This is a genomic window from Arthrobacter crystallopoietes, from assembly GCF_017603825.1.
In the GTDB taxonomy this organism is placed as follows: domain Bacteria; phylum Actinomycetota; class Actinomycetes; order Actinomycetales; family Micrococcaceae; genus Crystallibacter; species Crystallibacter crystallopoietes_B.
Genome location: NZ_CP072014.1, coordinates 482,636 through 508,733, shown reverse-complemented (window position 1 = coordinate 508,733; position 26,098 = coordinate 482,636). Strand labels below are relative to the sequence as shown.

24 protein-coding genes are annotated in these 26,098 nt (G+C 63.6%); 15 read left to right on the top strand and 9 right to left on the bottom strand.

The features are described from left to right. Positions 1-137: 137 nt before the first annotated feature. Positions 138-1,550, bottom strand: coding sequence for an adenylosuccinate lyase (gene purB / locus J5251_RS02440; RefSeq protein ID WP_139006968.1), 1,413 nt, complete (start codon positions 1,548-1,550; stop codon positions 138-140). Between the two features lie 200 nt (positions 1,551-1,750). Between purB and J5251_RS02435 the strand changes: the two genes are divergently transcribed. Together J5251_RS02435 and J5251_RS02430 are read left to right on the top strand one after the other, a co-directional pair. Then, on the top strand, positions 1,751-2,059 hold the full coding sequence (locus tag J5251_RS02435; RefSeq protein WP_171059483.1) for a hypothetical protein: 309 nt from the start codon (positions 1,751-1,753) through the stop codon (positions 2,057-2,059). Then, entirely contained in the window at positions 2,056-3,513 is a 1,458-nt protein-coding gene (locus tag J5251_RS02430) for a hypothetical protein (protein ID WP_139006970.1), read from the top strand. The genes J5251_RS02435 and J5251_RS02430 overlap by 4 nt, the downstream gene beginning before the upstream one ends. Here the strand turns inward: J5251_RS02430 and J5251_RS02425 are convergent. The 4 genes from J5251_RS02425 to J5251_RS02410 form a co-directional block, all read right to left on the bottom strand. Next, positions 3,484-5,103: an FAD-dependent oxidoreductase gene (locus J5251_RS02425; RefSeq protein ID WP_208576022.1), complete on the bottom strand. Its 1,620-nt coding sequence runs from the start codon at positions 5,101-5,103 to the stop codon at positions 3,484-3,486. The genes J5251_RS02430 and J5251_RS02425 overlap by 30 nt on opposite strands. Before the next feature lie 20 nt (positions 5,104-5,123). After that, a complete protein-coding gene (locus J5251_RS02420) occupies positions 5,124-7,307 on the bottom strand; it encodes a molybdopterin oxidoreductase family protein (protein WP_208575074.1) in 2,184 nt (727 codons plus the stop codon). Beyond that, positions 7,307-8,716 (bottom strand): MFS transporter, encoded by a 1,410-nt coding sequence (locus J5251_RS02415; protein WP_208575073.1) that lies wholly within the window; start codon positions 8,714-8,716, stop codon positions 7,307-7,309. The genes J5251_RS02420 and J5251_RS02415 overlap by 1 nt, the downstream gene beginning before the upstream one ends. 137 nt (positions 8,717-8,853) lie before the next feature. Further along, positions 8,854-9,258 (bottom strand): phage holin family protein, encoded by a 405-nt coding sequence (locus tag J5251_RS02410; protein ID WP_208575072.1) that lies wholly within the window; start codon positions 9,256-9,258, stop codon positions 8,854-8,856. 84 nt (positions 9,259-9,342) lie between these two features. Between J5251_RS02410 and J5251_RS02405 the strand changes: the two genes are divergently transcribed. The 6 genes from J5251_RS02405 (at position 9,343) to J5251_RS02380 (ending at position 15,228) form a co-directional block, all read left to right on the top strand. After that, entirely contained in the window at positions 9,343-10,494 is a 1,152-nt protein-coding gene (locus J5251_RS02405) for a histidinol-phosphate transaminase (protein WP_208575071.1), read from the top strand. Positions 10,495-10,643: 149 nt separating this feature from the next. Next, complete coding sequence (pdhA, locus tag J5251_RS02400) at positions 10,644-11,816, top strand: pyruvate dehydrogenase (acetyl-transferring) E1 component subunit alpha (protein WP_208575070.1); 1,173 nt, start codon at positions 10,644-10,646, stop codon at positions 11,814-11,816. Then, positions 11,816-12,790, top strand: coding sequence for an alpha-ketoacid dehydrogenase subunit beta (locus J5251_RS02395; RefSeq protein WP_208575069.1), 975 nt, complete (start codon positions 11,816-11,818; stop codon positions 12,788-12,790). The genes pdhA and J5251_RS02395 overlap by 1 nt, the downstream gene beginning before the upstream one ends. Before the next feature lie 15 nt (positions 12,791-12,805). Further along, positions 12,806-14,368 (top strand): dihydrolipoamide acetyltransferase family protein, encoded by a 1,563-nt coding sequence (locus tag J5251_RS02390; protein ID WP_208575068.1) that lies wholly within the window; start codon positions 12,806-12,808, stop codon positions 14,366-14,368. Between the two features lie 110 nt (positions 14,369-14,478). Continuing rightward, positions 14,479-14,967, top strand: coding sequence for a ribonuclease E activity regulator RraA (gene rraA / locus J5251_RS02385; protein ID WP_208575067.1), 489 nt, complete (start codon positions 14,479-14,481; stop codon positions 14,965-14,967). A 45-nt stretch (positions 14,968-15,012) separates the two neighbouring features. Further along, positions 15,013-15,228, top strand: a complete 216-nt coding sequence (locus J5251_RS02380) for a hypothetical protein (protein WP_139006979.1) — start codon at positions 15,013-15,015, stop codon at positions 15,226-15,228. A gap of 9 nt (positions 15,229-15,237) precedes the next feature. Here J5251_RS02380 and J5251_RS02375 read toward each other — a convergent pair whose 3' ends face one another. Both J5251_RS02375 and J5251_RS02370 read right to left on the bottom strand, forming a co-directional pair. Then, the gene (locus J5251_RS02375) at positions 15,238-16,488 is read right to left on the bottom strand and encodes a PLP-dependent aminotransferase family protein (RefSeq protein ID WP_208576021.1); all 1,251 of its coding nucleotides are present in this window, start codon (positions 16,486-16,488) and stop codon (positions 15,238-15,240) included. Between the two features lie 111 nt (positions 16,489-16,599). Next, positions 16,600-17,574: a helix-turn-helix transcriptional regulator gene (locus J5251_RS02370; RefSeq protein WP_208575066.1), complete on the bottom strand. Its 975-nt coding sequence runs from the start codon at positions 17,572-17,574 to the stop codon at positions 16,600-16,602. Positions 17,575-17,873: 299 nt separating this feature from the next. On the opposite strand from J5251_RS02370, the gene J5251_RS20455 reads away from it, so the two are divergent. Together J5251_RS20455 and J5251_RS02365 are read left to right on the top strand one after the other, a co-directional pair. Next, the gene (locus tag J5251_RS20455) at positions 17,874-18,008 is read left to right on the top strand and encodes a hypothetical protein (protein ID WP_257790781.1); all 135 of its coding nucleotides are present in this window, start codon (positions 17,874-17,876) and stop codon (positions 18,006-18,008) included. A gap of 99 nt (positions 18,009-18,107) precedes the next feature. After that, on the top strand, positions 18,108-19,079 hold the full coding sequence (locus tag J5251_RS02365) for a lantibiotic dehydratase C-terminal domain-containing protein (RefSeq protein ID WP_208575065.1): 972 nt from the start codon (positions 18,108-18,110) through the stop codon (positions 19,077-19,079). A 400-nt stretch (positions 19,080-19,479) separates the two neighbouring features. Here the strand turns inward: J5251_RS02365 and J5251_RS20245 are convergent, their stop codons facing one another. Next, complete coding sequence (locus J5251_RS20245) at positions 19,480-20,349, bottom strand: GerMN domain-containing protein (RefSeq protein WP_244250765.1); 870 nt, start codon at positions 20,347-20,349, stop codon at positions 19,480-19,482. A 663-nt stretch (positions 20,350-21,012) separates the two neighbouring features. Here J5251_RS20245 and J5251_RS02350 point away from each other — a divergent pair. Genes J5251_RS02350 through J5251_RS02335 form a run of 4 tightly spaced genes read left to right on the top strand, consistent with a single transcriptional unit; the run spans position 21,013 to position 24,482 of the window. After that, a complete protein-coding gene (locus tag J5251_RS02350; protein ID WP_208575064.1) occupies positions 21,013-21,993 on the top strand; it encodes an ABC transporter substrate-binding protein in 981 nt (326 codons plus the stop codon). Beyond that, positions 21,990-22,832 (top strand): ABC transporter permease, encoded by an 843-nt coding sequence (locus J5251_RS02345; protein ID WP_171059485.1) that lies wholly within the window; start codon positions 21,990-21,992, stop codon positions 22,830-22,832. Before J5251_RS02350 ends, J5251_RS02345 begins: the two co-directional genes overlap by 4 nt. Further along, a complete protein-coding gene (locus J5251_RS02340; protein WP_208575063.1) occupies positions 22,829-23,602 on the top strand; it encodes an ABC transporter permease in 774 nt (257 codons plus the stop codon). The genes J5251_RS02345 and J5251_RS02340 overlap by 4 nt, the downstream gene beginning before the upstream one ends. Continuing rightward, on the top strand, positions 23,592-24,482 hold the full coding sequence (locus tag J5251_RS02335) for an ABC transporter ATP-binding protein (protein WP_074700646.1): 891 nt from the start codon (positions 23,592-23,594) through the stop codon (positions 24,480-24,482). The genes J5251_RS02340 and J5251_RS02335 overlap by 11 nt, the downstream gene beginning before the upstream one ends. A gap of 67 nt (positions 24,483-24,549) precedes the next feature. Here J5251_RS02335 and J5251_RS02330 read toward each other — a convergent pair whose 3' ends face one another. Continuing rightward, positions 24,550-25,038 (bottom strand): MarR family winged helix-turn-helix transcriptional regulator, encoded by a 489-nt coding sequence (locus J5251_RS02330; RefSeq protein ID WP_276608412.1) that lies wholly within the window; start codon positions 25,036-25,038, stop codon positions 24,550-24,552. Between the two features lie 123 nt (positions 25,039-25,161). Here J5251_RS02330 and J5251_RS02325 point away from each other — a divergent pair, with 123 nt between their 5' ends. Further along, positions 25,162-26,097 carry an SDR family NAD(P)-dependent oxidoreductase gene (locus J5251_RS02325; protein ID WP_208575062.1) on the top strand — a complete coding sequence of 312 codons (936 nt, stop codon included), beginning with the start codon at positions 25,162-25,164 and terminating at the stop codon, positions 26,095-26,097. Position 26,098 lies beyond the last annotated feature (1 nt).

Genomic DNA, 26,098 nt, shown 5'->3' with positions numbered 1-26,098 from the left:
CCCGGGGGAGGGCGGGCAAGTCGGGATTGCGACTTTAGGCAGGGGAAATGACCGGCAGGTTTCCGCCGGATGGAGCGCTTCCCAACGCAGTACGACGCCGGAATTAAGCTCCGGCGTCGTACTTACGCTTGTTCGGGCTACTTGAGATGGTCCACCAGCTGGTTGGCAATCCCGGTATAGCTGCCCGGGGTCAACGCCAGCAGGCGGGCTTCAGCCTCGGTGGACAGTCCCAGGCCGGAGACGAATTCCTTCATGCGTTCGGCGTCAACGCGGTGTCCGCGGGTGAGGTCCTTCAGCCGTTCGTACGGGTCGTCCATACCCTCGACACCGGCGATGGCTTCGGCGCGCATGACCATCTGGATCGCTTCGCCGAGCACCTCCCAGTTCTGGTCCAGGTCCGCGGCCAGCACTGCGGCCGGCACATCGAGCCGTTCCAGGCCCTTGGCGACGTTCGAGATGGCCAACATCGAGTGCCCGAAAGCCACGCCGATATTGCGCTGCGAGGAAGAATCGGTCAGGTCGCGCTGCCAGCGGGAGGTAACCAAGGTGGCAGCAAGGGTGTCCAGCAGGCCGTTGGAGATCTCCAGGTTGGCCTCGGCGTTCTCGAACCGGATGGGGTTGACCTTGTGCGGCATGGTGGAGGAACCGGTGGCGCCTTCCACCGGAATCTGGGCGAAGTAGCCGATGGAGATGTAGCTCCAGATGTCCGTGCACACGTTGTGCAGGATCCGGTTGAACCGGGCAATGTCCGCGTACAGCTCGGCCTGCCAGTCATGCGATTCGATCTGCGTGGTCAGCGGGTTCCAGATCAGGCCCAGACCCTCAACGAAGCTCTTGGAAACGGCCTGCCAGTCGGCGCCAGGCACCGAAGCGTAGTGGGCGGCGTAGGTGCCGGTGGCGCCGTTGATCTTGCCCAGGTACTCGGTGCGGGCGATCCGCTCGAGCTGGCGGGTCAGCCGGTGCGCGATGACCGCCAGTTCCTTGCCCAGCGTGGTGGGCGTCGCCGGCTGGCCGTGGGTGCGCGAGAGCATCGGAATATCCCGGTTGGCCTCCGCCATGTCACTGATCTGCGCCACGAGCGAGCGGGCGGCCGGCAGCCAGGCCTGCTCCACGGCACCCTTGATGCCGACGGCGTAGGAGAGATTGTTGATGTCCTCCGAGGTGCAGCCGAAATGCACCATGGCTTTGAGGTTATTGATGCCGATGTCCTCCAGCCGACGGCCTATGTAGTACTCCACGGCCTTGACGTCGTGGACCGTGACGGCCTCGATTTCGGCCAGTTCGCGGACGGAGTTGCCGTCGAAATCGGTGACGATCTTGCGCAGCGCGGCCTGCTGCTCGCCGCTGAGCGGCCCGGCCCCGGGCAGTACGGACTGGCTGGTGAGATGGATCAACCACTCGACTTCCACGTGGACGCGGTCGCGGTTCAGCGCAGCCTCGGAGAGATAGTCGACCAACGGCGCGACGGCGGAGCGGTAACGGCCGTCAAGGGGGCCAAGGGCGATTGCAGGAGTGACGTCTGCCAAGGAGACGCGGGGAGTTTCAGCCATGGACCCCATTCTTTCAAGAGTCGGGCACGATTCCCTAACCTGTCCGCTATCTTTCACGCGCCGTTCGTTGGCCGTCCGCCGGCGTGTGCCGGAGGACCCGATCTCCACAGCACACCCCCGGCAGCCTTTGCGCACATACCTGAACTGGCCTGCACGCCATCCTGTGCCGTGGCCATAACGTCGATGCAAGGGAAGGAAGAATGATGGTCGGTTGGTTGCAGAGTACGACGTCGGGGCTTGCGGTCGGCGCGACTGGAGCCGATGATCTGCGGCTAGCTGCCCAGCGGCTGTACGCCTGCGAGAACGCATTGCTGGAGCTCAATGGCCAGCTGGCGGGACTGGAACTGGCGGCCTGGGTGTCGCCAGCCGGACAGGCCTTCCGCCGCAGCTTGGTGGAACGGCAATTGCGGATGGACAACGCGGCAACAGAAGTCAGGGAGGCAGCCGCGGCCGTCAATGCCTTCGGCGTAGCGGTTGAGGCGGCCCACCTGATCCAGCCGGGCCCATGACCGGCGATCCAGAATGGTTGCCTGCCCTGACCCGGCTGGACGGGAGCTCCGGCGATCTTGGCGGCTATCGTGTGACGGGCGGAATCGGCGGCGCGGCCTTCCAGTGGGAAGAACTTGAGGACGCCGCGGTCCGGCTGCGGTCCATAGCCGCGGATGCGGATCGGATCTATTTCGACATCTATGCACTGCAGCTGACCATCCAGGACAGCCGCATCTTCATGGTGCCCGGGCGGGTGTCTGCACAGGACGCCATGCGGCGGGCGTTGGCGGCCGTCCAGGCATCGGCTGACGAGGTCCGCGAAATAGCGGACCAGGTATCCAGGGCGAGGGAGGCTTACGGGCAGGCCGAGGCAGCTGCCAACGGTGCCCTGAACGGCTTGATGCAAGGAACCTGGTGGCTGAGTACGCCCCTGGGGGCGTTGGGAAATGAGCTGCGGCCCACCCTGATGGGCACTGAGTCGCTGATCAACAACGGAACCCGCGGCCTGCTGGCGCTGCCGCCGGTACCCGGACCACCGGATGATTCCCGCTACTCTGAACCCGCATCGACCACCGAGCGTCTTGTCCCAAACCTCGTCGAGACCGCGAATGGGCTGGGCCTGTTGCAGCCTGCTCCTATTGCGGTAACCCGCCGCGCCGATGCCGGAAACGGACCCGGAGGGGAACTGGCGGCCGGGGCGGTGCCGCTGGAGGCCACACCGGCAGGACTGCTCGCTCGTGCCGGGGCTGCGGCAGCTGCCGGACCGGGAACTATCGAGATTCTGGAAACGGAAGCTGCCACCGGCAAGAGCTGGGTTGTCTCACTGCCGGGAACCCAGTCCCAGGGGCCGGAGGCCACGGCCAATCCATTCGATGAGACAGGGGTAGCCGAAGCGCTCGCCTATGACAGCCGCCATGTCTCCGCAGCGGTTTCGGCGGCCCTGGAGGAGGCCGGCGCGGAGGCCGCGGACCATGTGGTCCTGGTCGGGTACAGCCAAGGCGGCATCCACGCCATGAACATGGCCGCGGACAAGGCATTCCTGGCCGAGCACAACGTTTCCTATGTGCTCACGGCCGGCTCCCCGGTAGGCGACGTAAATCTGCCGGAAGGACTCAGAAGCCTGCACCTGGAACATGTCCAGGACTGGGTGCCCGGTGCAGACGGACGTGCCAGCCCGGATACCAGAGACCGGGTAACCGTGACCCTGACCAACGACGTAGCGACGCCTGACGGCGAAGACGGCGGCCTTGGCCCCGGACACGACTTCGGGAACTACGTGGCCGGAGCCCGGCTGCTGCAGGACAGCTCGGACGTCTCGGTGACAGATGCCGGACTGGCGCTCGGCGCCGCTGTAGGCGGAGGCCTGGCAAGCCGGCACCTGTTCACCCTTACCCGCCAGGTACCTGCCCGCGAACCCGTGCCGCCGCATAAGCGGGCATCGTCCTCATTTCGGAACCGCCCGCACGGCTACTGACGCATACGCCTCGATCAATTCCCCAATGCGCGATTTGCAACCGCCGCACCCGGTGCCGGCCCGGGTACAGGCAGAAACCTCCTCAACGCTGCTGCAGCCGCCGGCTATCGCGTTCTCCACCCCGCCGAGCGTTGCCCCGCTGCAGCGGCACAAAGTGGAGTCCGGATCGGCAGGTGCCGGCCCGTCATCCTGCTGCTCGACCGAGTCCAACCGGAACAGGGCGGTGCGGTCCGCCGGCAGTTCGGCGCCACGCTCATACAACAGCACCAGTTCGGCCGCGGTCCGGGGCATGCCGACGCAGACCAGTCCTTCAAGCACTCCGGCCCGGGTCACCATTTTGGCGTACCGCCCATGTTCCGGGTCGGCCCACTGGGCTACCTGGATGGGCGGGCGACCTGGCGAATCCCCGCCACCATCGCGTTCCGGCGGCCAAGCGTCCCAGAGCTCGGGTGAGATGTTCCCCGCCGAGGCGATGTCCAGTCCTCGTGCCTTCAGCAGCATGACGCCGGGCCGTTCCGGTGCCAGCGGCGCCGCCTGGGGCTGCGCCGTTGTCCCGCCTGCGAAGGCCACCTGCCGCCGTGGCGCGAGCTCCAGCAAACGCCGGGCAACGTATTCGGCTTGGCGCCAGCCCGGGCCGATTAGCCCCGCCGGTCCCGCACTACTGCCTGAACATTCCGCGCAGCCGCCATCGCCGCACGCTACCTGGGCGCAGTCGCCGATGGCGAATATCCGTCCTTCCACATCGGCTTCGAGCCTGTGGTTCACCAGGATGCCCTTGTCCACCCCCAGTCCGCAACCGGCAGCCAGTTCGGTCCTCGCCCGCACCCCGCAGGAGAGGAGCAGAAGATCGGCGGGAAGCTCGGTCCCGTCCTCGAGTACCAGCGCGTGGAACTGGTGACGGACTCCCGCGGACGGGCGGAAAACAACCCCGGTGGAACGGACATCGGACGCCAGCCGGACTCCGTTGGTTTGCAGCGCACTGGCCAGCATTCGTCCGCCGCCGGGATCAAGGTTGCGGGCCAGCGGGTGCGGTCCGTGATGGACCACGGTGACGTCGGCTCCTTCCTCGGCCGCGGCCAGCGCCGCTTCGATGCCAAGAATTCCGCCGCCAAGAACGACGACCCGGCCGCGGGAACCGACAACGGCACGCAGCTTCGCCGCATCCTCCAGATCCCGCAGAGCTGTCACGCCGGGCGGCAGCAAATGCACGGCGGCCGGGTCAGGGTTCAGGCCGGCCAGCGTAGGGACCACGGCCTGCGCGCCGGTGGCGAGCACCAGGCGGTCGAAGGGCTCCTGTGTTCCGTCATCCAGCAGCACGGTCCTGCGCGCCCGGTCGATCCGACGGACGGTGCGGCCCAGCAGCACCGTGGCACCGTCGCCGCGGAGCTGGGCGGCATCGGCCAGCCCGATGGCCTCGCCGCTGGTTCGCCCTGTACCGACGTCGGCAACCAGGACACGGTTGTAGGCCGCCACACCTTCGGCGCCGATGACCGTCAGGTCCAGCCGGCCCTCGCGGACCGCGGGACGGACCTCATCGACAAGGCGGGCTGCCACCGGACCGAAGCCGACAATGACAACGCGTTCCACAATCCCTTCCACGTTCTGACCGCTCACAGGGCCCCTGCTTTCACCATCACGCGGACCTGTACGGCGGTCGATTTGAATTCGGGCATGCCGGAAATGGGATCGGTGGCCGCGGACGTGAGGACGTTGGCCGACTGCTCCTCGCGGAAATGGAAGGGCAGGAAGACCGTATCCGGCCTGATCCCGATCGTCACATCGGCCCTGACCCGGACCGAGCCGCGGTCGCTCGTGACTTCCAGCAGGTCTCCATCGGCGACACCCAGGCCCTGCGCCGTTACTGGATGCACCTGCAGCCGTGCTTCGGGCTGTGCAGCGGCGAGCTCGGCAACCCGCCGTGTCTGGGCGCCGGATTGGTAATGCTCCAGCAGCCGTCCGGTCACCAGCGTGAGGCTGCCCGGTCCATTGAGGACTTCGGCCGGTGCCGTGGGCGAGACGGGCACCAGCTTGGCCCGGCCGTCGTCGTGCGCAAAGCAGTCCAGGAACAACCGCGGCGTACCCGCGGACCCGGTCGGGAACGGCCAGTAGGCCTCCGCGCCCGCGTCGAGCATGCCATAGCTGATACCCGAATAGTCGGCCGGACCGCCGGCAGAAGCCCGCCGAAGTTCCTCGAACACGGCTGCGGCGTCAGCGCTGAAGCTCGACGGTGCGTTCAGCCGCCGGGCCAGTTCGGCCATGATCCAAAGCTCGGAGCGTGCCCCTGCAGGCGGATCGATGGAACGGCGGCGCCGCAGCACACGCCCCTCAAGGTTGGTCATCGTCCCTTCTTCCTCCGCCCATTGCAGGACGGGCAGCACGAGGTCCGCCTCGGCAGCGGTCTCGGAAAGGAAGAAGTCGGAGACCATGAGAAAGTCCAGATTGCGCAGCCCGCGGATCACGGCCGCGTTATCCGGGGCAGAAACTGCCACATTGGACCCGTGCACCAGCAGACAGCGCACTCCGCCGGGCCGGCCCAGGTCCATGAGCATTTCGACGGCGGGAACACCGGGACCGGGAATCTGCTCCGGCCGTACACCCCAGACACCGGCCACATGTTCCCGGGCGGCCGGATCGGTGATCCTGCGGTAGCCCGGCAGCTGGTCGGCCTTTTGCCCGTGCTCGCGGGCACCTTGCCCGTTGCCCTGCCCGGTGAGCGTGCCGTAGCCGCTGTGACTGCTGCCCGGAAGCCCCAGCAGCAGGCTCAAGTTGATGGCCGCGGTGGCGGTGTCCGTACCGTCGATATGCTGCTCAACCCCGCGGCCCGTGAGGATATAGGTCCCGCTCGTCGCCTGTCCGGCCGCACCAAGACGTGCTCCGGATGCCAGCCGGTGCGCTGTCTCGCGGATCAGTTCCGCCGGAACACCGGTCACGGTCTGGACCCGTGCTGGCCACCAGTGGTTCAGGCTCCGCAGCAGTGCCCCAAAGCCTGTGGTGCGTTCGCGGATAAACGATTCGTCAGCCAGTCCCTCATGGACGACGACGTGGGCAATGCCCAGCAGGAGCGCCAGGTCCGTACCCGGTGTCGGTTGGAGGTGTAGCCCTGCGCCGGCCTCCGTCAAAGCGGCGGTGGCAGTATGCCGCGGATCCACCACTATAAGGCCGGCCGCAGCCCGGGCGCCCTGCAGATGCTGGACAAACGGCGGCATGGTGTCCGCGACGTTGGAGCCCAAGAGCAGGACGGTGTGGGCTTGGTCCAGATCGGCCAGCGGAAACGGCAGCCCCCGGTCCACGCCGAACGCCCGGTTCCCTGCGGCTGCGGCGGAGGACATACAGAACCGGCCGTTGTAGTCGATCCGGGAGGTGCCCAGGGCCAGCCGGGCGAATTTGCCCAGCTGGTATGCCTTTTCGTTGGTCAAGCCGCCGCTGCCGAAGACCCCCACCGAGTCCGGCCCGTGCAGCGAGCGGGAGCTGCGGATGGCCCCGGCCGCCAGGTCGAGGGCTTCATCCCAGCCGATCGGCCGGAAGCTGCCGTCGCCGCCGCGCAGCAGTGGTTCGGTCAGCCGTTCCGGCGAGTCCAGCAGCGCCGGCGACGTCCAGCCTTTCCGGCACAAACCTCCGCGGTTCGTGGGAAAGTCCCGGCCGGCTGCTTCCAGCGGCGTCCCGGCAGCAGGGAGAGCTGGTTTGCCGTCGTCGTAATTTGGTTCGGTAGCCACGGTTGCGGCCGACGGTCCATGGGGCGCCAGCCGCATCGCGCACTGCAGCGCGCAGTAGGGGCAGTGCGTATCCACGGCCATCAGACACCGCCCCGCGCCATCTCGGAACCGGGCCGCAGGTAGCAGAACCAGGCCACCGCCAGCATCACCGCGTAGGCCGCCACGAATCCGTAGAACGCGCCGGTGTAACTGCCGGTGGCCGTATTGGAGGCATTGAGCACCTGCGGAATCAGGAAGCCCCCGTAAGCGCCGATGGCGGAAACCAGACCGAGCGCCGCAGCCGCCTTGCGCTCGCTGCCGACGTCCACGCTGCTGCGGGTCGTCCCGGTCCGGCCGCGGATGGCGAAGATGCGCGGGATCATCCGGTAGGTGGCACCGTTGCCGAAGCCGCTCGCGGTGAACAGTGCCAGGAACAGCAGCAGGAAGAGCCAGAAGTTCGCCAGCGGCAGCGTCCACACCACGGCCAGCGCAATCAACGCCATGGTTGCGAACGAAGCTACCGTCATCCTTGCTCCGCCGAAGCGGTCCGCCAGCTTGCCGCCCAGCGGCCGGGCCAGCGATCCCACCAGCGGGCCCAGGAACGCCAGCGAGAGAGCGGCCGAGCCCACAGCAAAGGAGGAGAACCCGGGGAAGACGTCGTGGATGAGCTTCGGGAAGACACCGGAGAAACCGATGAAGGAGCCGAAGGTGCCGATGTAGAGCAACGCCATGATCCACAGGTGCGGCTCGCGCAAGGCTGCCACGGAACCGGCGGCGTCGCCCTTCGCGTGCGAGAGATTGTGCATGTACTTCCGCGCACCCCAGGCGGCCAGCAGGATCAGCGGCACCCAGATCAGCCCGCCCAGCGGGAGGTTGAGCGAAACGGCCGCTCCGAGCGTGATCACCAATGGCACCACCAACTGCGCGACGGCGGCGCCAAGGTTTCCGCCGGCGGCGTTCAGCCCCAGCGCATAGCCCTTTTCGGCCGCGGGGTAGAAGTAGGTGATGTTGGCCATCGAACTGGCGAAGTTGCCGCCGCCAAGGCCTGCCAGACCCGCCATCAGCAGCATCAGGCCGAAGGGCGTCTCGGGATTGGCCACGCACGCGGCCAGCCCGATGGACGGTACCAGGAGCAGCAGGGCGGAGATCACGGTCCAGTTCCGGCCACCGAACTTCGGCACCATAAAGGTGTACGGAATCCGCAGGGTGGCTCCGACCAGGCTCGGAATCGAGATCAGCCAGAAGATCTGCGAGTTAGTGAAGTCGAACCCTGCCGCAGGGAGTTGGACAGCCATGATCGACCACAACTGCCAGACGACAAAGCCCAGGAACTCGCAGAAGATGGACCAGTTCAGGTTGGTCCGCGCGATCGGCCGGCCTGCGGTTTCCCAGAAGTCCTTGTCTTCCGGATCCCAGCCGTCCACCCACCGGCCCGGACGTATCTGCAGCCGCGAATCTGCCTCAGCGCCGGCGCGCCCGGCGCCGGTGGTCCTGATCTGGTCAACACTCATTCAGTCCTCCAAAAGGGAGCGGTTTCACCCTGTTGGTAAGACTGTAGGAACGGAGTGTTTCGGTAGCAGTGGCCACACGTTACGGGCGGATCAAAAGTGCCTCACCGTGCCGCCGGCCGCCGGTGAGACCAGCAGGTCTACCTGGTCCGCGTGATCGATCCGGCGATCAGGGACACGAGACTGATAATCAGCGAGCCGATTACCGCGGTCCAGAAAAAGGAGTCCACCACAAAGTTCACCGGTGTGTAGGAAGAGAGCCACGCCGTGAGCAACAGCATGAGCGCGTTGATAATGATGGTGAACAAGCCCAGCGTCAGGATCGTGACCGGCAGCGACAGGAAGCTGACGATCGGCCGCACAATGGCGTTCACGAGCCCGAAAATGAGTCCGATAAAGAGGAACGCAAGTACGACGCCGGCCGTTGAGTTTCCCTGCGCAACCTCCGTTGCCGCTGTGCTTTCCACGGTAATGCCCGGCAGGACCCAGCTTGCTATCCAAAGCGCCAGGCCATTGATCAGAACACGCACAATGAACTTTCCCATGGCTTTATGCTGTCATACCGCTGATCCCGGGGCACTTGATCCGGCGTGACAGACGCCTCGTTGCATCACCGTATTCTTTAACCCATGACTTCTACCCAGAACCCCACCAACGTAGCTGCGGTTCAGACGGCAGCCCAGGACCGTCAGATCCGCCCCCGACCGGTGATGGACCGATTGCCCAAGTATGCAGCAGGCAAACCGCCGGCCGTTATTGAAGGGCTGCAGCCGTACAAGCTCTCTTCCAATGAGAACCCGCTTCCGCCGATCCCTGAAGTGCTGGAGGCTATCCAGTCCCAGCACAACATCCAGCGCTACCCGGATCCGCTGTCGACAGCCTTGCGCACTGAACTGAGCCGTTTCCTGGATGTGCCGGCCGAGGACATCGTCACCGGAGCCGGCAGCCTGGGCGCACTGGTCCAGATCCTGCAGACCTTCGCTGGCCAGAGCGAGGACGGCACGGCGGATGAGGTGGTGTACGCCTGGCGCTCCTTCGAGGCCTACCCGATCATGATCGGCCTCTCCGGCGCAGCCAGCGTGCAGATCCCCAACCAGGCGGACGGCTCGCACGACCTTGAGGCCATGGCGGCCGCCCTCAATGAGCGCACCAAAGTCGTCCTGCTGTGCACCCCTAACAATCCCACCGGCCCGGCCCTTACCACCGCCCAGGTGGAGGACTTCCTGGCCAAGGTCCCGCAGGACGTGGTGGTGGTCATCGACGAGGCCTACACCGAGTTTGTCCGGGATCCGGAAGTCGTGGACGGCATCAAGGCGTACAAGAAGTACCCGAACGTGATCGTCCTGCGCACCTTTTCCAAGGCCCATGGCCTGGCTAATCTCCGGGTTGGATACTCCGTCTCCAACCCGGAGCTCACCCAGCACCTGCGGGTCGCCGCGACGCCCTTCGCCGTGTCCAGCCTTGCCGAGGATGCTGCAATTGCGTCGCTGAAGCACTACGACAAGGTTGTGGAAAGGGTACAAAGCCTCGTGGACGAACGGGACCGTGTGGTGGCCGGCCTGAGCGAGCTTGGCTGGAAGATACCGGAGTCCCAGGGCAACTTTGTCTGGCTCCCGCTGGGCGAGAATGCCCAGGGCTTTGCCGCCTACGCGGGGGAGCAGGCCCTATCCGTGCGGGCCTTCCCCAATGAAGGGGTCCGGGTCAGCATCGGCGAGGTGGAGGCCAACACCCGTTTCCTCTCCCTGTGTGCGAACTATACAAAAGGCCCCGGCGTTTCCTGACCGTAACAACAGCGGGGCCGAGGCCCGGTATCGTTAGGCTGGAACAGAAAACCGACCAATATATGCCTTTCGGGTAATGCATTCCGCGCAAGGCATATATCAGCAGCTAAGGTAACCGTCGACGGGCGGCATGCCGGCGAGGAGTTCGTATGGGCGCTGAGCACCTGCCCACCTCTGAATTCGACATTGAGGAACTTGAGCAGTCCATGACCTCCAGCGACCCCGCAGACGCTCCGGAAATGGTGCAGCTACTTGCCTCGGACGGAACGCTGCGGGAGGACGTCCAGTACGGGCCCTACGCCGCGCATCTGGACGGCGAGGCCCTGCGCGGGCTGTACCGGGACATGTTCCTGGTGAGGCGCTTCGACCAGGAAGCCGTGGCGCTGCAGCGCCAGGGGCAACTCGTTATGTGGCCGCCGTTGCTGGGGCAGGAAGCCGCCCAGATAGGCTCCGGGACCGCATTGCAGGCGAATGACTATGTCTTCCCGACGTATCGTGAGCACGGTGTGGCGCTGACCCGCGGGCTCGAGCTGTCCGCCTTGCTCAAGCTCTTCCGCGGTGTTTCCAGCGGCGGTTGGGATCCCCGGGAAAAGAACTTCCACCTCTACACGCTGGTCCTCGCCGCCCAGACCCTGCACGCCGTCGGCTACGCCATGGGCCTGCAGCGGGACAGTGAGGACGGCGTCAGTGTCGCCTACTTCGGCGATGGAGCCAGCTCCGAGGGGGACGTTCACGAGTCGATGGTCTTCGCGGCCTCGAACCAGTCTCCCGTGGTCTTCTTCTGCCAGAACAACCACTGGGCCATCTCCGTGCCTACCGAAGTGCAGTCGCGGATCCCGCTGTCGAACCGTGCCAGCGGCTACGGCTTCCCGGGGATCCGGGTGGACGGCAATGATGTGGTTGCCGTCCACGCCGTCATGCGCTGGGCGTTGGAGCATGCCCGTTCCGGCCGTGGCCCGGTGCTCATCGAGGCGTTCACCTACCGGATGAGCGCGCACACCACCGCCGACGATCCCACCAAGTACCGGCTCTCCGCCGAGGAGGACGCGTGGAAGGAAAAAGACCCGCTTAAGCGCCTGGAACGGTATCTGCGCTCCAGCAACACCGCGGATGACTCCTTTTTCGAGCAGGTTGAAGTCCAGGGCGATGAGCTGGCAGCCAAGGTCCGCGCCGAGGTCCTGGCCATGACCGGTCCGGAAATGGTGCAGAGCTTCAACAACGTCTACGCCGACCCGCACCCGCTGGTCGCCGAAGAGCTCGCCTGGCACCGGGAGTATGAGGCAGGCTTCGCGGACGCCGACGAGGCAGGGGAGAACAACTAGTGGCCAACATGACCATTGCCAAGGCCATTACCGCCGGCCTGCGCGAAACGATGAAAAACAACCCGAAGTCCATGCTTATGGGCGAGGATATCGGCGCTTTGGGCGGCGTCTACCGGGTGACCGAAGGCCTGCAGGCCGAGTTCGGCAAGACCCGCGTGGTCGACACCCCGCTTGCAGAATCCGGCATTATCGGCACGGCGATCGGCCTGGCGTTCCGCGGTTATCGGCCGATTTGCGAAATCCAGTTCGACGGTTTCGTGTTCCCGGGCTTCAATCAGATCACCACGCAGCTGGCCAAAATCCATGCCCGTAGTTCCGGCGATCTCAGTGCGCCCGTTGTCATCCGCATTCCCTACGGCGGCGGTATCGGCTCCATCGAGCACCACTCGGAATCGCCGGAGGCGCTCTTCGCGCATACCGCGGGGCTGCGGATCATTACCCCGTCCAATCCGCACGACGCCTACTGGATGATCCAGCAGGCCGTCGAGTCGAACGACCCGGTCATCGTGTTCGAGCCCAAGCGCCGCTATTGGCTCAAGGGCGAAGTGGACACGGAGAGTCCCGGCCAGGACGCGTTCAGCGCCAAGGTGGTCCGCGAGGGAACGGACGCCACCATAGTCGCTTACGGCCCGCTGGTGCCGGTTGCACTGGCAGCGGCGCAAGCTGCCGAAGATGACGGCAACAGCGTGGAGGTGATCGATCTGCGCTCCATCTCGCCGATCGACTTCGACACCATTACGACGTCGGTGCGCAAGACCGGGCACCTGATCGTCACTCACGAGGCACCCACGTTCGGCGGCGTCGGCGGCGAGATTGCCGCACGTATCTCCGAACGCGCCTTCTTCAGCCTCGAGGCCCCGGTCCTGCGGGTGGGCGGTTTCCACATGCCCTACCCCGTGGCCAAGGTGGAAGAGCACTATCTTCCGGACATCGACCGCCTGCTTGAGGCCCTCGACCGTTCCCTCGCCTACTGACGTATCGGAGTTTCCATGTCGAACATCGAATCATTCAACCTCCCCGACGTCGGCGAAGGCCTGGTCGAAGCCGAAATCGTCTCCTGGAAGGTCAAGCCCGGGGACACCGTCGCCGTCAATGACGTGATCGTGGAGATCGAAACGGCCAAATCCCTGGTGGAGCTACCAAGCCCTTACGCGGGCGTCGTAGCGGAACTGCTCGTGCCCGAGGGCCAGACCATCGAGGTAGGCACACCGATCATCTCCGTGAGCGTCGGCGGTGCCGGTCAGCCCGCACCCGTGAAGGACTCCGGGGACGCGCTTCAGGCCACCGCGCGTCCGGTTAAAGGTGCCCTGCCGCAGGAGGCGCCAGGGAAAACGGAGGGCGATCCGCTGGCTGGCGTGGTCGGGTCAGCGCCCGCAGCCAGCGAACCAGGCCCGACAAGCGGGTCGCTGGTCGGCTCAGGACCGAAGGCCGATGCCGTCAAGCGCCGGCCGCGCCGCACATCAAGCCCCAGCCCAACTGCGGACCAAACAACGACGACGGCTCCCCATCACCACGGCGTCTCCGATTCGGCGCCACAGCAGCATGCACCGCACGTGCCGCCGGTTCCCTCGGCAGCGTCCCCTGACTCCGCGGGCGAAAGCGGACTAACCCGGGATGGTTCCAAGGGACAGCAGCGCGGCGAGGCCGTGCAGGCCGCGGTGAACCGCTTGCTGACCCGTGTGCTGGCGAAGCCGCCGGTGCGCAAGGCCGCCAAGGATCTGGGGATCGATCTGGCGGACATCACCCCTACAGGCCGCGGTGGAGAGGTCACCAAGGCGGACCTGCTGAGCTATCAGGCACAGCGGGATGCCGAACTGGACCAGGCCGAGACCTTCTGGGCGCCGAGCAAGAAGCCGCAGAACCAGCGCATCGAACGGGTCAAGGTCAAGGGTGTCCGCAAGGCCACGGCTAGGGCCATGGTCGAATCGGCCTTCTCCGCTCCGCATGTAAGCATCTTCGTGGATGTGGACGCCTCCCGGACGATGGAGTTCGTCAAGCGGCTTAAGGCCAGCCGCGACTTCGAAGGCATCAAGATTTCACCGTTGCTGATTCTGGCTAAAGCGGTGATTTGGGCGGCAGCGCGGAACCCCTCCGTCAACGCCACGTGGACCGATGACGAGATCCTGATCAAGCACTTCATGAATCTCGGGATCGCTGCCGCCACGCCGCGCGGTCTGATGGTGCCGAACATCAAGGATGCACAGGATCTGTCCCTGAAGGAACTGGCCATCGCCCTCAACGAGCTGGCTACCAAAGCGCGCGCGGGCAAGACCCAACCGGCCGAGATGCAGGGCGGCACGTTGACCATCACCAACGTTGGTGCATTGGGCATCGACACCGGCACTCCCATCATCAATCCGGGCGAAGTCGCGATCGTGGCCTTCGGCACCATCAAGCAGAAGCCTTGGGTGCTGGACGGGGAAGTCATTCCTCGCTGGATCACTACCCTTGGCGGCTCCTTTGACCATCGTGTGGTGGACGGCGACCTCTCCGCCCGCTTTATGGCCGACGTTGCCGCGATTTTGGAAGAACCGGCGCTCCTGCTCGATTAAGTGCCGCGGAACGGCGTAGTCGTCGACGGGATCCGCGACGGACGCGCGAAGTGGTTCCCTTCTGTCGTGGGCTATGATCGAGCGCATGTGGCGAAAAGGAGTCCATCCCGATGACCAGCACTGATCTGTCCGGTTCTGTTTCCACCGCGGACCTGTATGACGAGCGAGGCGAGGACCTCCAGTCGGTGCCGCTGCAGTTCCAGGACCTGGGCGGCAACGTTGCATTCAGCGGACCCATCCGTACCATTCGCTGCTATGAAGACAACGGATTGGTGAAATCCGTTCTGAATTCACCCGGCGAAGGCTCGGTTCTCGTGGTGGACGGCGGCGGCTCGCTCAACACCGCCCTGATGGGGGACATGATCGCCGCAGCAGCGGTAGAAAACGGTTGGGCCGGCGTCATCATCAATGGGCCCATTCGCGACCGCACTGCCATTGCGCAACTGTCGCTGGGGGTCAAGGCACTGGGCAGTAACCCGCGCAAGAGTGCTAAGGACTCTCTTGGCGAGGTGGACGTACCCGTCGAGATCGCTGGTGTGGCATTCCGGCCAGGCGCGATGGCTTATGCCGACGTGGACGGCATCCTCGTCGAGCGCTGACCATTCGACAACAGGGATCGCCTGTGCCTGTGATTGACTGGGGCCATGAGCAATAACCGACCTTCGGGGTCCGGCAACCGTCCCGACGTGCCTAAGATCGACTGGCGGCGCACCTTGTGGGGCATGGCCGTCATATTCCTGCTGAGCTATGTATTCATATTTCTGTTCCCGGGCATGAACGGCATTCTGCGCATCATCCTTGTCCTTGGCCTCTACTTCGGTGGCCGCTATGTCTACTACAAGTACCTCAAGAAGCGCTAATAGCTGCTATCAGGCGCTCATAGCCTCCTGCAATACGGGAGCCAGCCGCCGCACGCCCTCGCGGATGTTCTCTGCTGACACGGCGCTAAATGCCAGCCTGAGCTTGCTGGAGGGATCGTCGGACGGGGTGAAAGCGGCACCGGGAATGAAGATGACGCCGGCGTCGATCGCCTTGTACAGCAGTGGATAGGTATCGATTCCCTCCGGCAGGCTCACCCAGACGAAGAAACCTCCCTGCGGCTGCGTCCAGCTGACGCCCTCCGGCATGAAGTCTTCGAGCGCGTGGAGCATGGCTGCGCATCGCTCGGAATAGAGGCTGCGGTAGGTGGTGATCTGGCCGCGCCAATCGTGGCCATCCAGATACTCCGAGATGAGCATCTGGTTCAGCGTGGGCGGGCAGAGCGTGACGGCCTCGCTGGCTAGGTAGAAACGCCGTTGCAAGTGCGCCGGCACCAGGGCCCATCCGATCCTCAGCCCGGGCGCGAGAATCTTGGAAAACGAGCCCATGTAGATTACGTCGTCCGGGTTGCCAGCGCGGAGCGGGGCGATCGGATGGCCATCGAAGCGCAGCAAGCCGTACGGGTTGTCCTCAATAATCAGGATGTTCGCGTCCTGGCAGATCTCCACGATGCGCTGCCGGCGCTCTGCGGCGAGCGTGATGCCCGACGGGTTGTTGAAGTTGGGGATGGTGTAAAGGAACTTGATGTTGCCGCCGGCAGATTGGACCTCATCAATCCGCCGCTGCAGTTCATCGGGGACGAGGCCAAGCTCGTCCATGGCCACGGTCTCCACTATGACCTCGTAAGCCTCGAAAGTGTTCAGGGCACCCACATAAGTTGGGTCTTCGCAGAGCACAACATCGCCGGGATTGCAGAAGACTTTGCAGGCGACGTCTTGGGCGGACTGGGAACCGGTGGTGATCACAACGTTCGCCGGGTCCGCATCCTCAATGCCCTCCTCGGCCATCACTTCGCAGGCCTGGGCCCGAAGCCGCTCGGTTCCTTGGCCGCCGCCGTACTGGAGAGCTGTTAGGCCCTGCTCTGTTATGAGACGGTAGGCCATCCCGCCGAGCTTCTCCAGAGGCAGGGACTGCAGGAACGGATTCCCGCCAGCGAGAGAGACGAGGCCAGGCTGCAGCGAAATATCGAAGACATCACGAACGGCGGACTGCTTGATTTTGGCGGCCCGGTCGGAGTAAAGGCTGTGGTGCCGATGTGAAGTGACCGCGCGTTCAAGGGCAACTTCGGTTTCGGTTGGCATGTCGGCAGAAGCGGAAGATTCCTGTGTTCTCACTCACACAGGATAACCCGAACAGTTGCTCTGAAGGCAACACCTGTTTTCTATTTGTGTTGTTGACGGCTTGCTTCGGGATTAAAGCCAGCCCGCTTCTTTGGCCTTCAACGCTGCCTGGAAGCGGCTTTCGGCGCCCAGTTCTTCGAGCATCCATGCGATATGCCGCCGGCAGGTGCGCACGCTGATGTCCAGCCTCCGTGCAATCACTTCGTCGGAATAACCAGCAGCCATGCCCCGGAGTACGGACCGCTGGATGCTGTTGAGGCCAGCAGGGGTTCGGCTTTCAGCCTCCCAGCCGTAGGGGGTGGCAAGTTCCCATGCCACGTTGAATAGCTGCGTGAATACATGGATCAGATTGACATCACGCACCACCAGAGCTGCTCGATCGTCCGCGTCCAGTTGGCGGGCAACGAGTGCCAAGGACTGGTCGAAGATCAGGACTTTCAGTGGCACGTAGGGCAATGTCCGATATTCCAAGCCCGCAGGGGCTGTGGCGGCGACCGCCTTCCGCGTAGGCACATGATCGAGAGTGCTGGCGTTATAGAGATTTTTTCTGACTATCCCGCGTTCCAGGAGTTCCAGGTCCTTCTGGATGCCCTCTTCATGGACCTCCGCCGTAGATCCTGAGCCGGGCTGGCTGATCAGGACCTGTTCTGTGACATCCCGCCCATAGTCAATCAGCAACTTTCGAATTACCCCAGGGTCTTCGAGTATTTCAATGGACGAATCGAGGGCGATTCGCTTTCGTGCCGCAAGGTATGTGGGAACAAGCGAAGCCATGTCGCTCCGGTGCCCGCTGATCTTGGCGCGTAGATCGATAAGCAGGCGTTCGTCGGCCTCGACTAGCTGCGCCAAGGCCACGTCCGGAGAGATGGCAGTAAAGCAGTCCACATCCGGCGCCGGCTGTTGGAACAGGCGTCGTCCAGTGAGCTCAGTAATGGCGCTATTGAGATCCCGAATGGTGTAGCCGAGCGCAGTCGAAGCGGACTCCTTGGTCCAGTCCGGGTGGGTTACCGCGTATTCATAGAGCTCAAAGGCTGTCCCACTCAACATTTGGTGCCCCCTCAAGCATGATTCGCGACAAGTAACTATTTGCCATGTCCGGTATATGCCACCCAACTGTAGTGGTCATACTCAAATCATACTCATGTTGGAAAATCCTTGAATCAGGCGGGAATCCGCGGTTTCGACCAGGTGTCAGGACGTTCAAGGACGCCGGGATTCGTCCCGATAAGGGCATGTCATGATGTTGCCCCCTTATGGACTGGACAGTATGCAGGGTGACGCGGAACTCTTGAAGAGTCGGGGGAACGATACTCGATGGATTGCCACTCACATCGAAGGGGAATGACATGTTCAAGAAGATCGCCGGCATTACGGCAGGTCTACTGCTTGCTGTAGGTGCGGTCTCGGCGGCCACTCCTGCGGTGGCAGTCGACCAGGGCCAGCAGTCCAACGCAATCGTTACGGCTGCCTGGGACTGGTAAAAAGCTGCCCCACCGCAACAGCATACCCGCTGATCCTGTAACCAGGACGGCAACGGCTATCCCTCCCCAACCACCAGCGAGCAGATCTAGGAGAAGCGCATGAGCCAGCTGACAGCCGTACGCTCTTCGGAAAAGCTCAGTCTCAAACGCTACTGGTGGGTCCTGTCTATTTACACGGGTAGACAAGACGTAGCCGAAACCGTCATAGGAGAACTGGTTACACCACTGGTGGCCCACGCTCGCCGCGAAGGCGTGGGCCGCTGGTACTTCAGTCACCATGTTGATGAGGTGGGGCCTCACATAAAGGTCCGGTTCCTGGGCCACCGCTCAGCCCTTGATAGCCTCCAAAGGTTTGAGTTGGCGGCCCGGAACCGGCTCCTTGAGATCCTGCCAACCGTTCGAGTCCAGCAGCACTATGTCGTGTCGCCGGACAGCGTGGATCTGATCGGCACTCTAGGAACGGATTCTGTCGCCTTGGTGCAGGAATCGGATCTGGACAGATTCGGCGGGCTCGAAGGGCTCGAACTTGCCGAAGAGGTCTTCGAACTGTCTTCTGAACTTGGTAGCTGGGCAGCGCAGCGGTTCAACAAGTCGCAAGGCCGCACTGCCCTCGGCGCCCTGTTGCTCTCCGACGCTGCTTGGGCCATGCTCAACGGGCCGAAGGCTCCGCAATGGCCTGACCGCCGCCGGCTCTCCTGGGATTACTGCTGGGACAACCACCTCCGTGTCTCGACAATGGAGCTTGGACGTGGCGCTGCCAAAGCCCGACTCGGTTTGGCCGCCACTCTGGCGCCGAAAACCGCACCGATGCACCGTCTGATGGCCGCCACTGCAGCCGAGGGAAGCGTGCAAAACTGGCGTCGCCGCTGGAAGCGGGCTATTGACGCCTACTTGTACCGGGCAGATAAATCGAGGGTTAGCCGCGGTGCGCAGAATCTGACTTTTAGCCAGTCACATCTGATGATGAACCGCTTGGGCTTCACACTGTGGGAAGAGGCGGCTTTGGGAATTTATGCCCGTGCCTGGACTCCGGAAACTGAATCCGCTCTGTTGGAGAAGAGAAGACGATGACTCCCTATGGCATCACATCGGCGCCCTTGGGCCCGCTGGCCTCCGGCAACAAAGAACAAGGCCCGGCTTCAGCACTCGACCAGATCGGAGTTGTGGGAGCTCATGGCCAGGATGGCGATCTGTGGAACTTGACTGGCAGCGATTACTCGCGAGATGCAGCTTGGGCAGACCACGCCTGGCAGTAAATCCCGCATCACAACCCCATGAACCACTGGCCGGAGCTTCCCCCAACGGCTCCGGCCAGTTACCCCCCCCAATAAAACTACTGGCCGGAACTTCCCCCAACGGTTCCGGCCAGTTCCCCCAAGGCTTACTGGCCGGAACTGCCCCCAACGGTTCCGGCCAGTCGGCTGTTCGGGGCCAAACTGTACGCTCCCCGTCTGTCCCCGCTCGTTGCTGGCTACTTCACGTCGAGGAGTTTTTCAATTGGGATGCCGTTGACCAGCACCACGGCTTCGGCAACACCGGCGGCTGTGGCGGCGGTCTGCTCCAGCTGCGCTTCGATGCGAGGACCGTCACAGGTTCCACCGACCGTAACACTGCCGGACAGCTTAACTGTCACGGTATCGCCGTCGTAGCTGCTGCCCTGGTAGGACAATGCGGAGGAATTCAGCGCGTTATAGAGGCCTGACTCGCCAAGAAACTCTTGCTTGTTTGCCAACAAATGTGTGATGCTCGCCCCAAGCTGATCGGTGAACGTTACAGGTTGTGTAAGGGTGGCAATGAGGCTGTCGCCGCACCCTATGCCGCCGCCTGAAGTCTCCTCGCCGGCAAGCCCGATGTAATAGATGGTCAAAGGAACTGTAATGGCGGCCTGTGCAGCTGGTGCTTTGGGAGCGGCAGGGCCGCGTCCGCTGAGGTAATCCTCAATCCGGATCCCGTTGACCAGGATGATGGCCTCGCCGACTCCGGCGGCAGTGGCTGCGGTCTGCCTCAGCTGCCATTCCACCCGCGGGTCATCGCACGAGCCTCCGGATTTGAGCTCGCCGGAAAGGTGGACAGTGACGGTGTCACCATCGATCCTGGCTCGTTCGAAGGTCAGTGCGGATTCGTGGAGGGCGTTGTAGAGTCCGGATGATCCGTGCAATCTATCCCCGTCCGCGAGCAGGTGCTCGATGCTGGCCTGGACCTGATCGTTAGTCTTGACAGGCTCCGTATAGGTGGCGACGAGGCTGTCCCTGCAGCCGATCTCCGCGCCGGAGGCACCTCCGTCTTCTACTGCGATGTAGTACATCGTCAGGGGAACTCCGGCCCCGTTCTCGGATCTCACTGAAACTTCCGACTGGGTGACAGGCGATGTAGCCTTTTCCTCGGTCGGTGCGGGGGCCTTAACCGGTGGCGCCGACGCCGCTGGCGGATCCGATGGGCCGCGAACCGGAGTTGTAGGCGGGGTAATGGCCTGGGGCTCGGCAGCGACCGTGGCCGGTGGATTTGCCGTGGGTGACTGCCCTTGTCCGGTCGAAGGGCTGCACGCTGTCAGAGCCAGCAGCAGTGCTGCGGATGCGGTCCCCAGAACTCGTTGCCTGCTCATATTGACCCCGTGTAAACGTGATGCCGCCGGAACGAGGATGCTCATGTCTCCGCTCAGGGGCCGGTGGCCTGTGGTTATCACTCACGATACGCGCGAAAGAACCAGCCACAAATGGGTTTCCGGTCACCATCCCGTTGCAGGTTTGTCACGTCCAGGACTCATCGATTCTACGCAGTTCTGACACTGGAGAGTCGTGAGCTCCCGTTTGTTATCTCGCTTCACAATTCGTTGAAAAGTTCAATTCAGTCCCGCATAGGGGCGTCACCGAGTATCGTGTCTATAACGAAGAGGTGATGTGTTTGACGTCACAAAAGGAGTCGCGCAGACTGATGGGTGAACACGCGTTCGTTAAGCGAACATTCAGGTTATCCCGTGTCTCCAAGGGATCACTAAGGAGTAGAAATGAAACGTAGACTGACCGCGCTTGTGGCCGCAGTTTCAGTGCTCGCCCTATCTGCCTGCGGCAGTGGCTCCCCGAGCGGTGGCGGCTCCGAGGCGCCCGCCGACGCCGGTAGCGGCGGACTGACCAAGATCACCGTCGGGGTGATCCCGATTGTGGATACAGCGCCCATCTGGCTCGGTGACGAGAAGGGCTTCTTCGCCGAAGAAGGTCTTGAGTTGGATCTACAGACCGCTACCGGCGGAGCCGCGATCGTTCCCGGCGTGGTCAGCGGTAGTTTTGACTTTGCTTTCTCCAATCTGATTTCGGTGATGGTGGCGAACGACAAAGGACTGGACCTGCAGTTCGTTGCCAACGGGGCCTCCACCACCGGTGAGGAAGGGGCAGGCTTTGGTGCCGTAGTCGTTCCGGAAGATTCCGACATTAAGTCCGCGGCCGACCTCGAAGGCAAGACCGTTTCGGTCAACAATCTCTCCAATATCGGCGACACAACCATCAAGCACGTGGTTGAAAAGGACGGCGGCAACCCGGACAACATCGACTTCGTGGAAGTCGCATTCCCGGACGCTCCGGCAGCACTCCAGAACGGCCAGGTCGATGCCGCGTGGATCCTGGATCCGTTCCTGACCCAGGCGCGGTCAGAGGGAGCCCGGGTAATTTCGTGGAATTTCACGGAGATGCATCCCGAGCTTGACATTGCCGGCTACTTTACGACTTCCGAAAAGGTTCAGAGCGAACCGGAACTTGTGGACAAGTTCACCAGGGCCATGAACAAGTCACTTGAATACGCGCAGGAGAACCCGCAGGAGGTCCGGGACATTGTCGGAACCTACACCGAAATCGATGCTGAAACCCTCGCAAAGCTGACCCTGCCGGAATACCGCCCGGAGTTCAGCCGTGAAGCGGCCCAGACGCTCGGCGAAGCGGCCGCAAAGTACGGCACGTTGAGCGAGGCCCCGAACCTGGATGAGCTGCTGCCATGACCCAAGAAGCCGTAACAACCAATAGTGCTGCGCCCATCCCGCGGGGCGGAAAGCAGCCAGCAAAGAAGCTGCCGTCGAAGCAGTTGCTTGGGATCGCGGGCATTATCGGGTTTTTGTTGCTGTGGGAGTTGGTTCCCCGGGTGGGCATCGTTGAGCCCCGCTTCCTGCCGCCGGCCAGTGAGGTCATCGCGGCGCTGGTCACTGACTTCGGTTTGACGGCGTTCTGGGTTGCGGTGGGCGAGACCATGCTGGCCTGGGCGATCGGTCTGGTGATGGCGATCGTGCTGGCCGTGGTGCTGGGCTTCATTATCGGTTCGTCGATGTTCCTGCGGAAGTTCACCAACTCGACCGTGGAGTTCCTCCGTCCGATACCGTCGGTGGCGTTGATTCCGCTGGCCGTGCTGCTGTTCGGCGTGAAGATCGAATCAACCCTGATGCTGGTGGTCTACGCATCGTTCTGGCAGGTCTTCATCCAGGTGCTTTACGGGGTCGCCGATGTGGACAATGTGGCGATGCAGACGGCCAAGTCCTACGGCCTGGGCTCCATGGCGCGGGTCCGCCACGTGGTGTTCCCGACGGCCCTGCCGTACCTGATGACCGGCATCCGCCTTGCCGCCTCGGTGGCGCTGATCCTGGCGATCACGGCGGAACTGGTGATCGGTTCGCCCGGTTTGGGCAGGGAGATCGCCCTGGCCCAGTCGGGCGGCGCGATCTCGGGGATGTACGCGCTGGTACTCGCGACCGGCCTGATCGGCGTCGTCATTAATCTGCTCATGCGTTTCATTGAGCGCAAGACCCTGTCCTGGCATTCCTCGATCCGTTCGGAGGTGATCGTATGAGGTTCTTGAAGACTCTCGGATACGTGCTGGCACTGCCTCTGATCCTGGTTGCGATCTGGTGGGCTTCGACGCTGGGGGAGACGAATTTCTTCGTGCCGACCCCGGCCCTGCTGGCCGAGGCGTTTGCCGAGACATGGTTCGGGGAGCGGATCCTCTCTGATGTGCTGCCCAGTATCGGGCGGTTGGTCGTCGGAGTTGTCTCGGCGATCATCATCGGCATTGTCGCGGGCCTGCTGATCGGTTCGGTCAAGTGGCTGCGGGATCTGACGGAGCCGGTGCTCGAATTCTTCCGCGCCATTCCGCCGCCGGTCCTGGTGCCGGTGCTGATGCTGCTGATGGGCATTACGGACGGTATGAAGGTCGCGGTGATCATTTCGGGTTGCGTGTGGCCGGTGCTGCTGAACACCATCGAAGGTGTCCGCGCCATTGACGGGGTGCTCTCGGATTCGGCGCACACCTACGGCATCCACGGCTGGGCGCGGATCAAGTACCTGGTGCTTCCCTCGGCCGGTCCGCAGATCATGGCCGGTATCCGCCAGTGCCTGTCCATCGGCTTGATCCTGATGGTCATTTCCGAAATGTTCGCCTCGTCCTCGGGGCTCGGCTTCACGATCGTGCAGTTCCAGCGGTCCTTCGCGATTCCGGAAATGTGGTCCGGGATTGTGGTCCTGGGCCTGATCGGCGTCGCCTTGTCATTCATCTTCCAGTGGACCGAGCGGCGTGTGCTGCGCTGGTACCACGGCCTGCGAGAGGTAGAAAATGCAGTCTGAAACAACACCCGGAACCACTCCCGCCCCGGCAGGCAAGACCCTGCCCGGGAACGAGGCCATGCTCTCGGTCCGGAACCTGAAAAAGGTCTACAAGACCGACGGCGGCGACATCGAGGCCGTGCGAAACCTGACTTTCGACCTGAAGGCCGGCGAGCTGGCCTGCCTGGTAGGCCCGTCCGGCTCCGGCAAGACCACCCTGCTCAAGTGCATCTCCGGGCTGATGGCGCCGACCGAGGGCGAAGTGCTGCTAAACGGTACACGCGTCTCCGGGCCGCCGAAGAAGATGGCCGTCGTGTTCCAGGAATACGGCCGCTCCCTCTTTCCTTGGATGCGGGTGCGCGAGAACGTCGAGCTGCCGCTGAAGAACCAGGGCGTGCCGCGGGCCGAGCGGGACAAGCTTGTCGACGATGCGCTGGAGGCCGTCGGACTGTCCCACGTGCCGCAGTCCTACCCCTGGCAGCTCTCCGGTGGCATGCAGCAGCGCGTGGCGATCGCCCGCGCCGTGGCGTACCAGCCCGAAGTGCTGCTCATGGACGAGCCGTTCGCCGCGGTGGACGCGCAGACCCGGGCGGACCTGGAAGACCTGATCCGCACGGTCTGGCGCAAACTCGGCGTCACGGTCCTGTTCGTCACCCACGACATCGACGAGTCCGTCTACCTCGGTGAACGCGTGATCATCCTTTCCAGCTCGCCGACGGTCATCCAGGAAGACCTGGCCATCGATCTGCCGGACGAGCGTGACCAGCTCAACACTCGCTCGCTGCCACGCTTCACCGAACTGCGCCACCACGTCTACGAACAAATCCAGCTCGCCAAACAGGGCCACCGCCCCGCGGCTGCGGTCCAGACCGATTCCGGCGCAGGTTCCGCCACGGCCTGATAAGCCCGTGCGAACAAAAAGCGCCGGCCTTCCCCGCTGGGGAGGCCGGCGCTTCCGGTCGAACTGTCTAGAACGCGATGCGCTTGAGCAGATCGCGAAGGGTTTCGCGTTCTTGCGGCGATAGCGTTGACAGGGACTGGTCCTCTGCGCGGCGGATTATCCCCTCGGCGCGCTTGTAGAGGTTCCGGCCCGCTGTCGTGGCCACGATGACCTTGGAGCGTCGGTCGCGCGGGTCTGTTTCACGGGTGACGGCGCCGCGCTGCTCCAGTTGGTCCACCAGGGCGACGATCTGGCTGGGATCCAGGCTAAGGAAGTCCGCGAGTTCGCGCTGTGAAGGATTCTCGCCGCTGCATGCAAGGGAGAGGACCGAATAGGAACGGACCTTCAAATCCAGCTCCGCGAGCATGTTGTTGGCCCGTCCTGACCCCAAGGACCGGGCGCGCGCCGTGAGGAACTCGATCTCGTTGGCCAGTTCGGTGGTGTGGAGACGCTGGGCCCCGTTTGCGTTCTCGGCCAGGTCGGCGTCGTTGCCCCTGGTCGTAGTTTGTGCGGACATCGTTCCTCATCCGTTGATTGGTTCAATACTGTTGACTTTTTCAATGGTATACGTTGTCATTGATCTTAGTTCAGGATAACCCCAAACACTGGTCTGAGACCGGTGGAAGCGAAGGAGCTTTAGATGTCACTGGCAGGAAAAGTAGCCATTGTTACTGGTAGCGGACGCGGACTGGGTCTCGCCTATGCTCAGGAGCTCGCCCGCCAGGGTGCCGCCGTCGTTATTAATGATGTTGACGAGCAGGTGGCCGGCGAGGCCGTCGAGAGCATCACCGGTGCCGGCGGCAAGGCCGTGGCCGTTGTCGCTCCCGTCGGTTCCACCGAGACCGCGCAGCAGTTGGTCAAGACCGCCGTCGAATCCTTCGGCGGGCTGGACATCCTGGTCACCAACGCCGGCGTGCTGCGGGACAAGTCCCTGCTGAAGATGACCGATGAGGACTTCGACCTGGTCATCAATGTGCACCTGCGCGGGACCTTCACCTGCGTCCGCGAGGCCTACGCCTACTTCAAGGAAAACAACGTCGCCGGCCGGATTATCACCATCGGGTCCCCGACCGGGCAGCGCGGCAACTTCGGCCAGACCAACTACGCCGCCGCGAAGGCCGGCATTGTCGGTATGGTGCGCACTTGGGCGCTGGAAATGAAGAAGGCCGGCGTCACCGCCAACGCCATCATTCCGGTGGCGGCGACGGCCATGACCAAGACCGTGCCGTTCTTCCAGAAGGCTGTGGAGGCCGACGAGCGCGGCGAGGCCATGCCGGACTTCTTCCGCAAGGACCTGGGCTTTGGAACGGCCGACGACGTTGCCGGCCTGGTGGCCTTCCTCGCCTCCGACGCCGCGGCCAAGGTGACCGGCCAAGCGATCGGTGTCGGCGGCGACCGCCTGCAGCTGTGGTCGCACCCGGAGGCCGTGGCCACCGAGTACAAGGACGGCGGCTGGAGCTACGAGGAACTGGTCGAGCGGTTCGATGATCTCTTCGGCGAGCGGCTGCAGAGCGTGGGCGAGGAGTTCCCGGAACTGCCCGCCGACCTGCAGCCCGAAGCAGCGGGAGCCAAGTAAA

What these genes read in the sequence shown, in the direction of transcription:
- purB (WP_139006968.1), bottom strand. Translation starts at nt 1,550, where the DNA reads ATGGCTGAAACTCCCCGCGTCTCCTTGGCAGACGTCACTCCTGCAATC.
- J5251_RS02435 (WP_171059483.1), top strand. Translation starts at nt 1,751, where the DNA reads ATGATGGTCGGTTGGTTGCAGAGTACGACGTCGGGGCTTGCGGTCGGC.
- J5251_RS02430 (WP_139006970.1), top strand. Translation starts at nt 2,056, where the DNA reads ATGACCGGCGATCCAGAATGGTTGCCTGCCCTGACCCGGCTGGACGGG.
- J5251_RS02420 (WP_208575074.1), bottom strand. Translation starts at nt 7,307, where the DNA reads ATGGCCGTGGATACGCACTGCCCCTACTGCGCGCTGCAGTGCGCGATG.
- J5251_RS02415 (WP_208575073.1), bottom strand. Translation starts at nt 8,716, where the DNA reads ATGAGTGTTGACCAGATCAGGACCACCGGCGCCGGGCGCGCCGGCGCT.
- J5251_RS02410 (WP_208575072.1), bottom strand. Translation starts at nt 9,258, where the DNA reads ATGGGAAAGTTCATTGTGCGTGTTCTGATCAATGGCCTGGCGCTTTGG.
- J5251_RS02405 (WP_208575071.1), top strand. Translation starts at nt 9,343, where the DNA reads ATGACTTCTACCCAGAACCCCACCAACGTAGCTGCGGTTCAGACGGCA.
- pdhA (WP_208575070.1), top strand. Translation starts at nt 10,644, where the DNA reads ATGGGCGCTGAGCACCTGCCCACCTCTGAATTCGACATTGAGGAACTT.
- J5251_RS02390 (WP_208575068.1), top strand. Translation starts at nt 12,806, where the DNA reads ATGTCGAACATCGAATCATTCAACCTCCCCGACGTCGGCGAAGGCCTG.
- rraA (WP_208575067.1), top strand. Translation starts at nt 14,479, where the DNA reads ATGACCAGCACTGATCTGTCCGGTTCTGTTTCCACCGCGGACCTGTAT.
- J5251_RS02380 (WP_139006979.1), top strand. Translation starts at nt 15,013, where the DNA reads ATGAGCAATAACCGACCTTCGGGGTCCGGCAACCGTCCCGACGTGCCT.
- J5251_RS02375 (WP_208576021.1), bottom strand. Translation starts at nt 16,488, where the DNA reads ATGCCAACCGAAACCGAAGTTGCCCTTGAACGCGCGGTCACTTCACAT.
- J5251_RS02370 (WP_208575066.1), bottom strand. Translation starts at nt 17,574, where the DNA reads ATGTTGAGTGGGACAGCCTTTGAGCTCTATGAATACGCGGTAACCCAC.
- J5251_RS20455 (WP_257790781.1), top strand. Translation starts at nt 17,874, where the DNA reads ATGTTCAAGAAGATCGCCGGCATTACGGCAGGTCTACTGCTTGCTGTA.
- J5251_RS02365 (WP_208575065.1), top strand. Translation starts at nt 18,108, where the DNA reads ATGAGCCAGCTGACAGCCGTACGCTCTTCGGAAAAGCTCAGTCTCAAA.
- J5251_RS02350 (WP_208575064.1), top strand. Translation starts at nt 21,013, where the DNA reads ATGAAACGTAGACTGACCGCGCTTGTGGCCGCAGTTTCAGTGCTCGCC.
- J5251_RS02345 (WP_171059485.1), top strand. Translation starts at nt 21,990, where the DNA reads ATGACCCAAGAAGCCGTAACAACCAATAGTGCTGCGCCCATCCCGCGG.
- J5251_RS02340 (WP_208575063.1), top strand. Translation starts at nt 22,829, where the DNA reads ATGAGGTTCTTGAAGACTCTCGGATACGTGCTGGCACTGCCTCTGATC.
- J5251_RS02335 (WP_074700646.1), top strand. Translation starts at nt 23,592, where the DNA reads ATGCAGTCTGAAACAACACCCGGAACCACTCCCGCCCCGGCAGGCAAG.
- J5251_RS02330 (WP_276608412.1), bottom strand. Translation starts at nt 25,038, where the DNA reads ATGTCCGCACAAACTACGACCAGGGGCAACGACGCCGACCTGGCCGAG.
- J5251_RS02325 (WP_208575062.1), top strand. Translation starts at nt 25,162, where the DNA reads ATGTCACTGGCAGGAAAAGTAGCCATTGTTACTGGTAGCGGACGCGGA.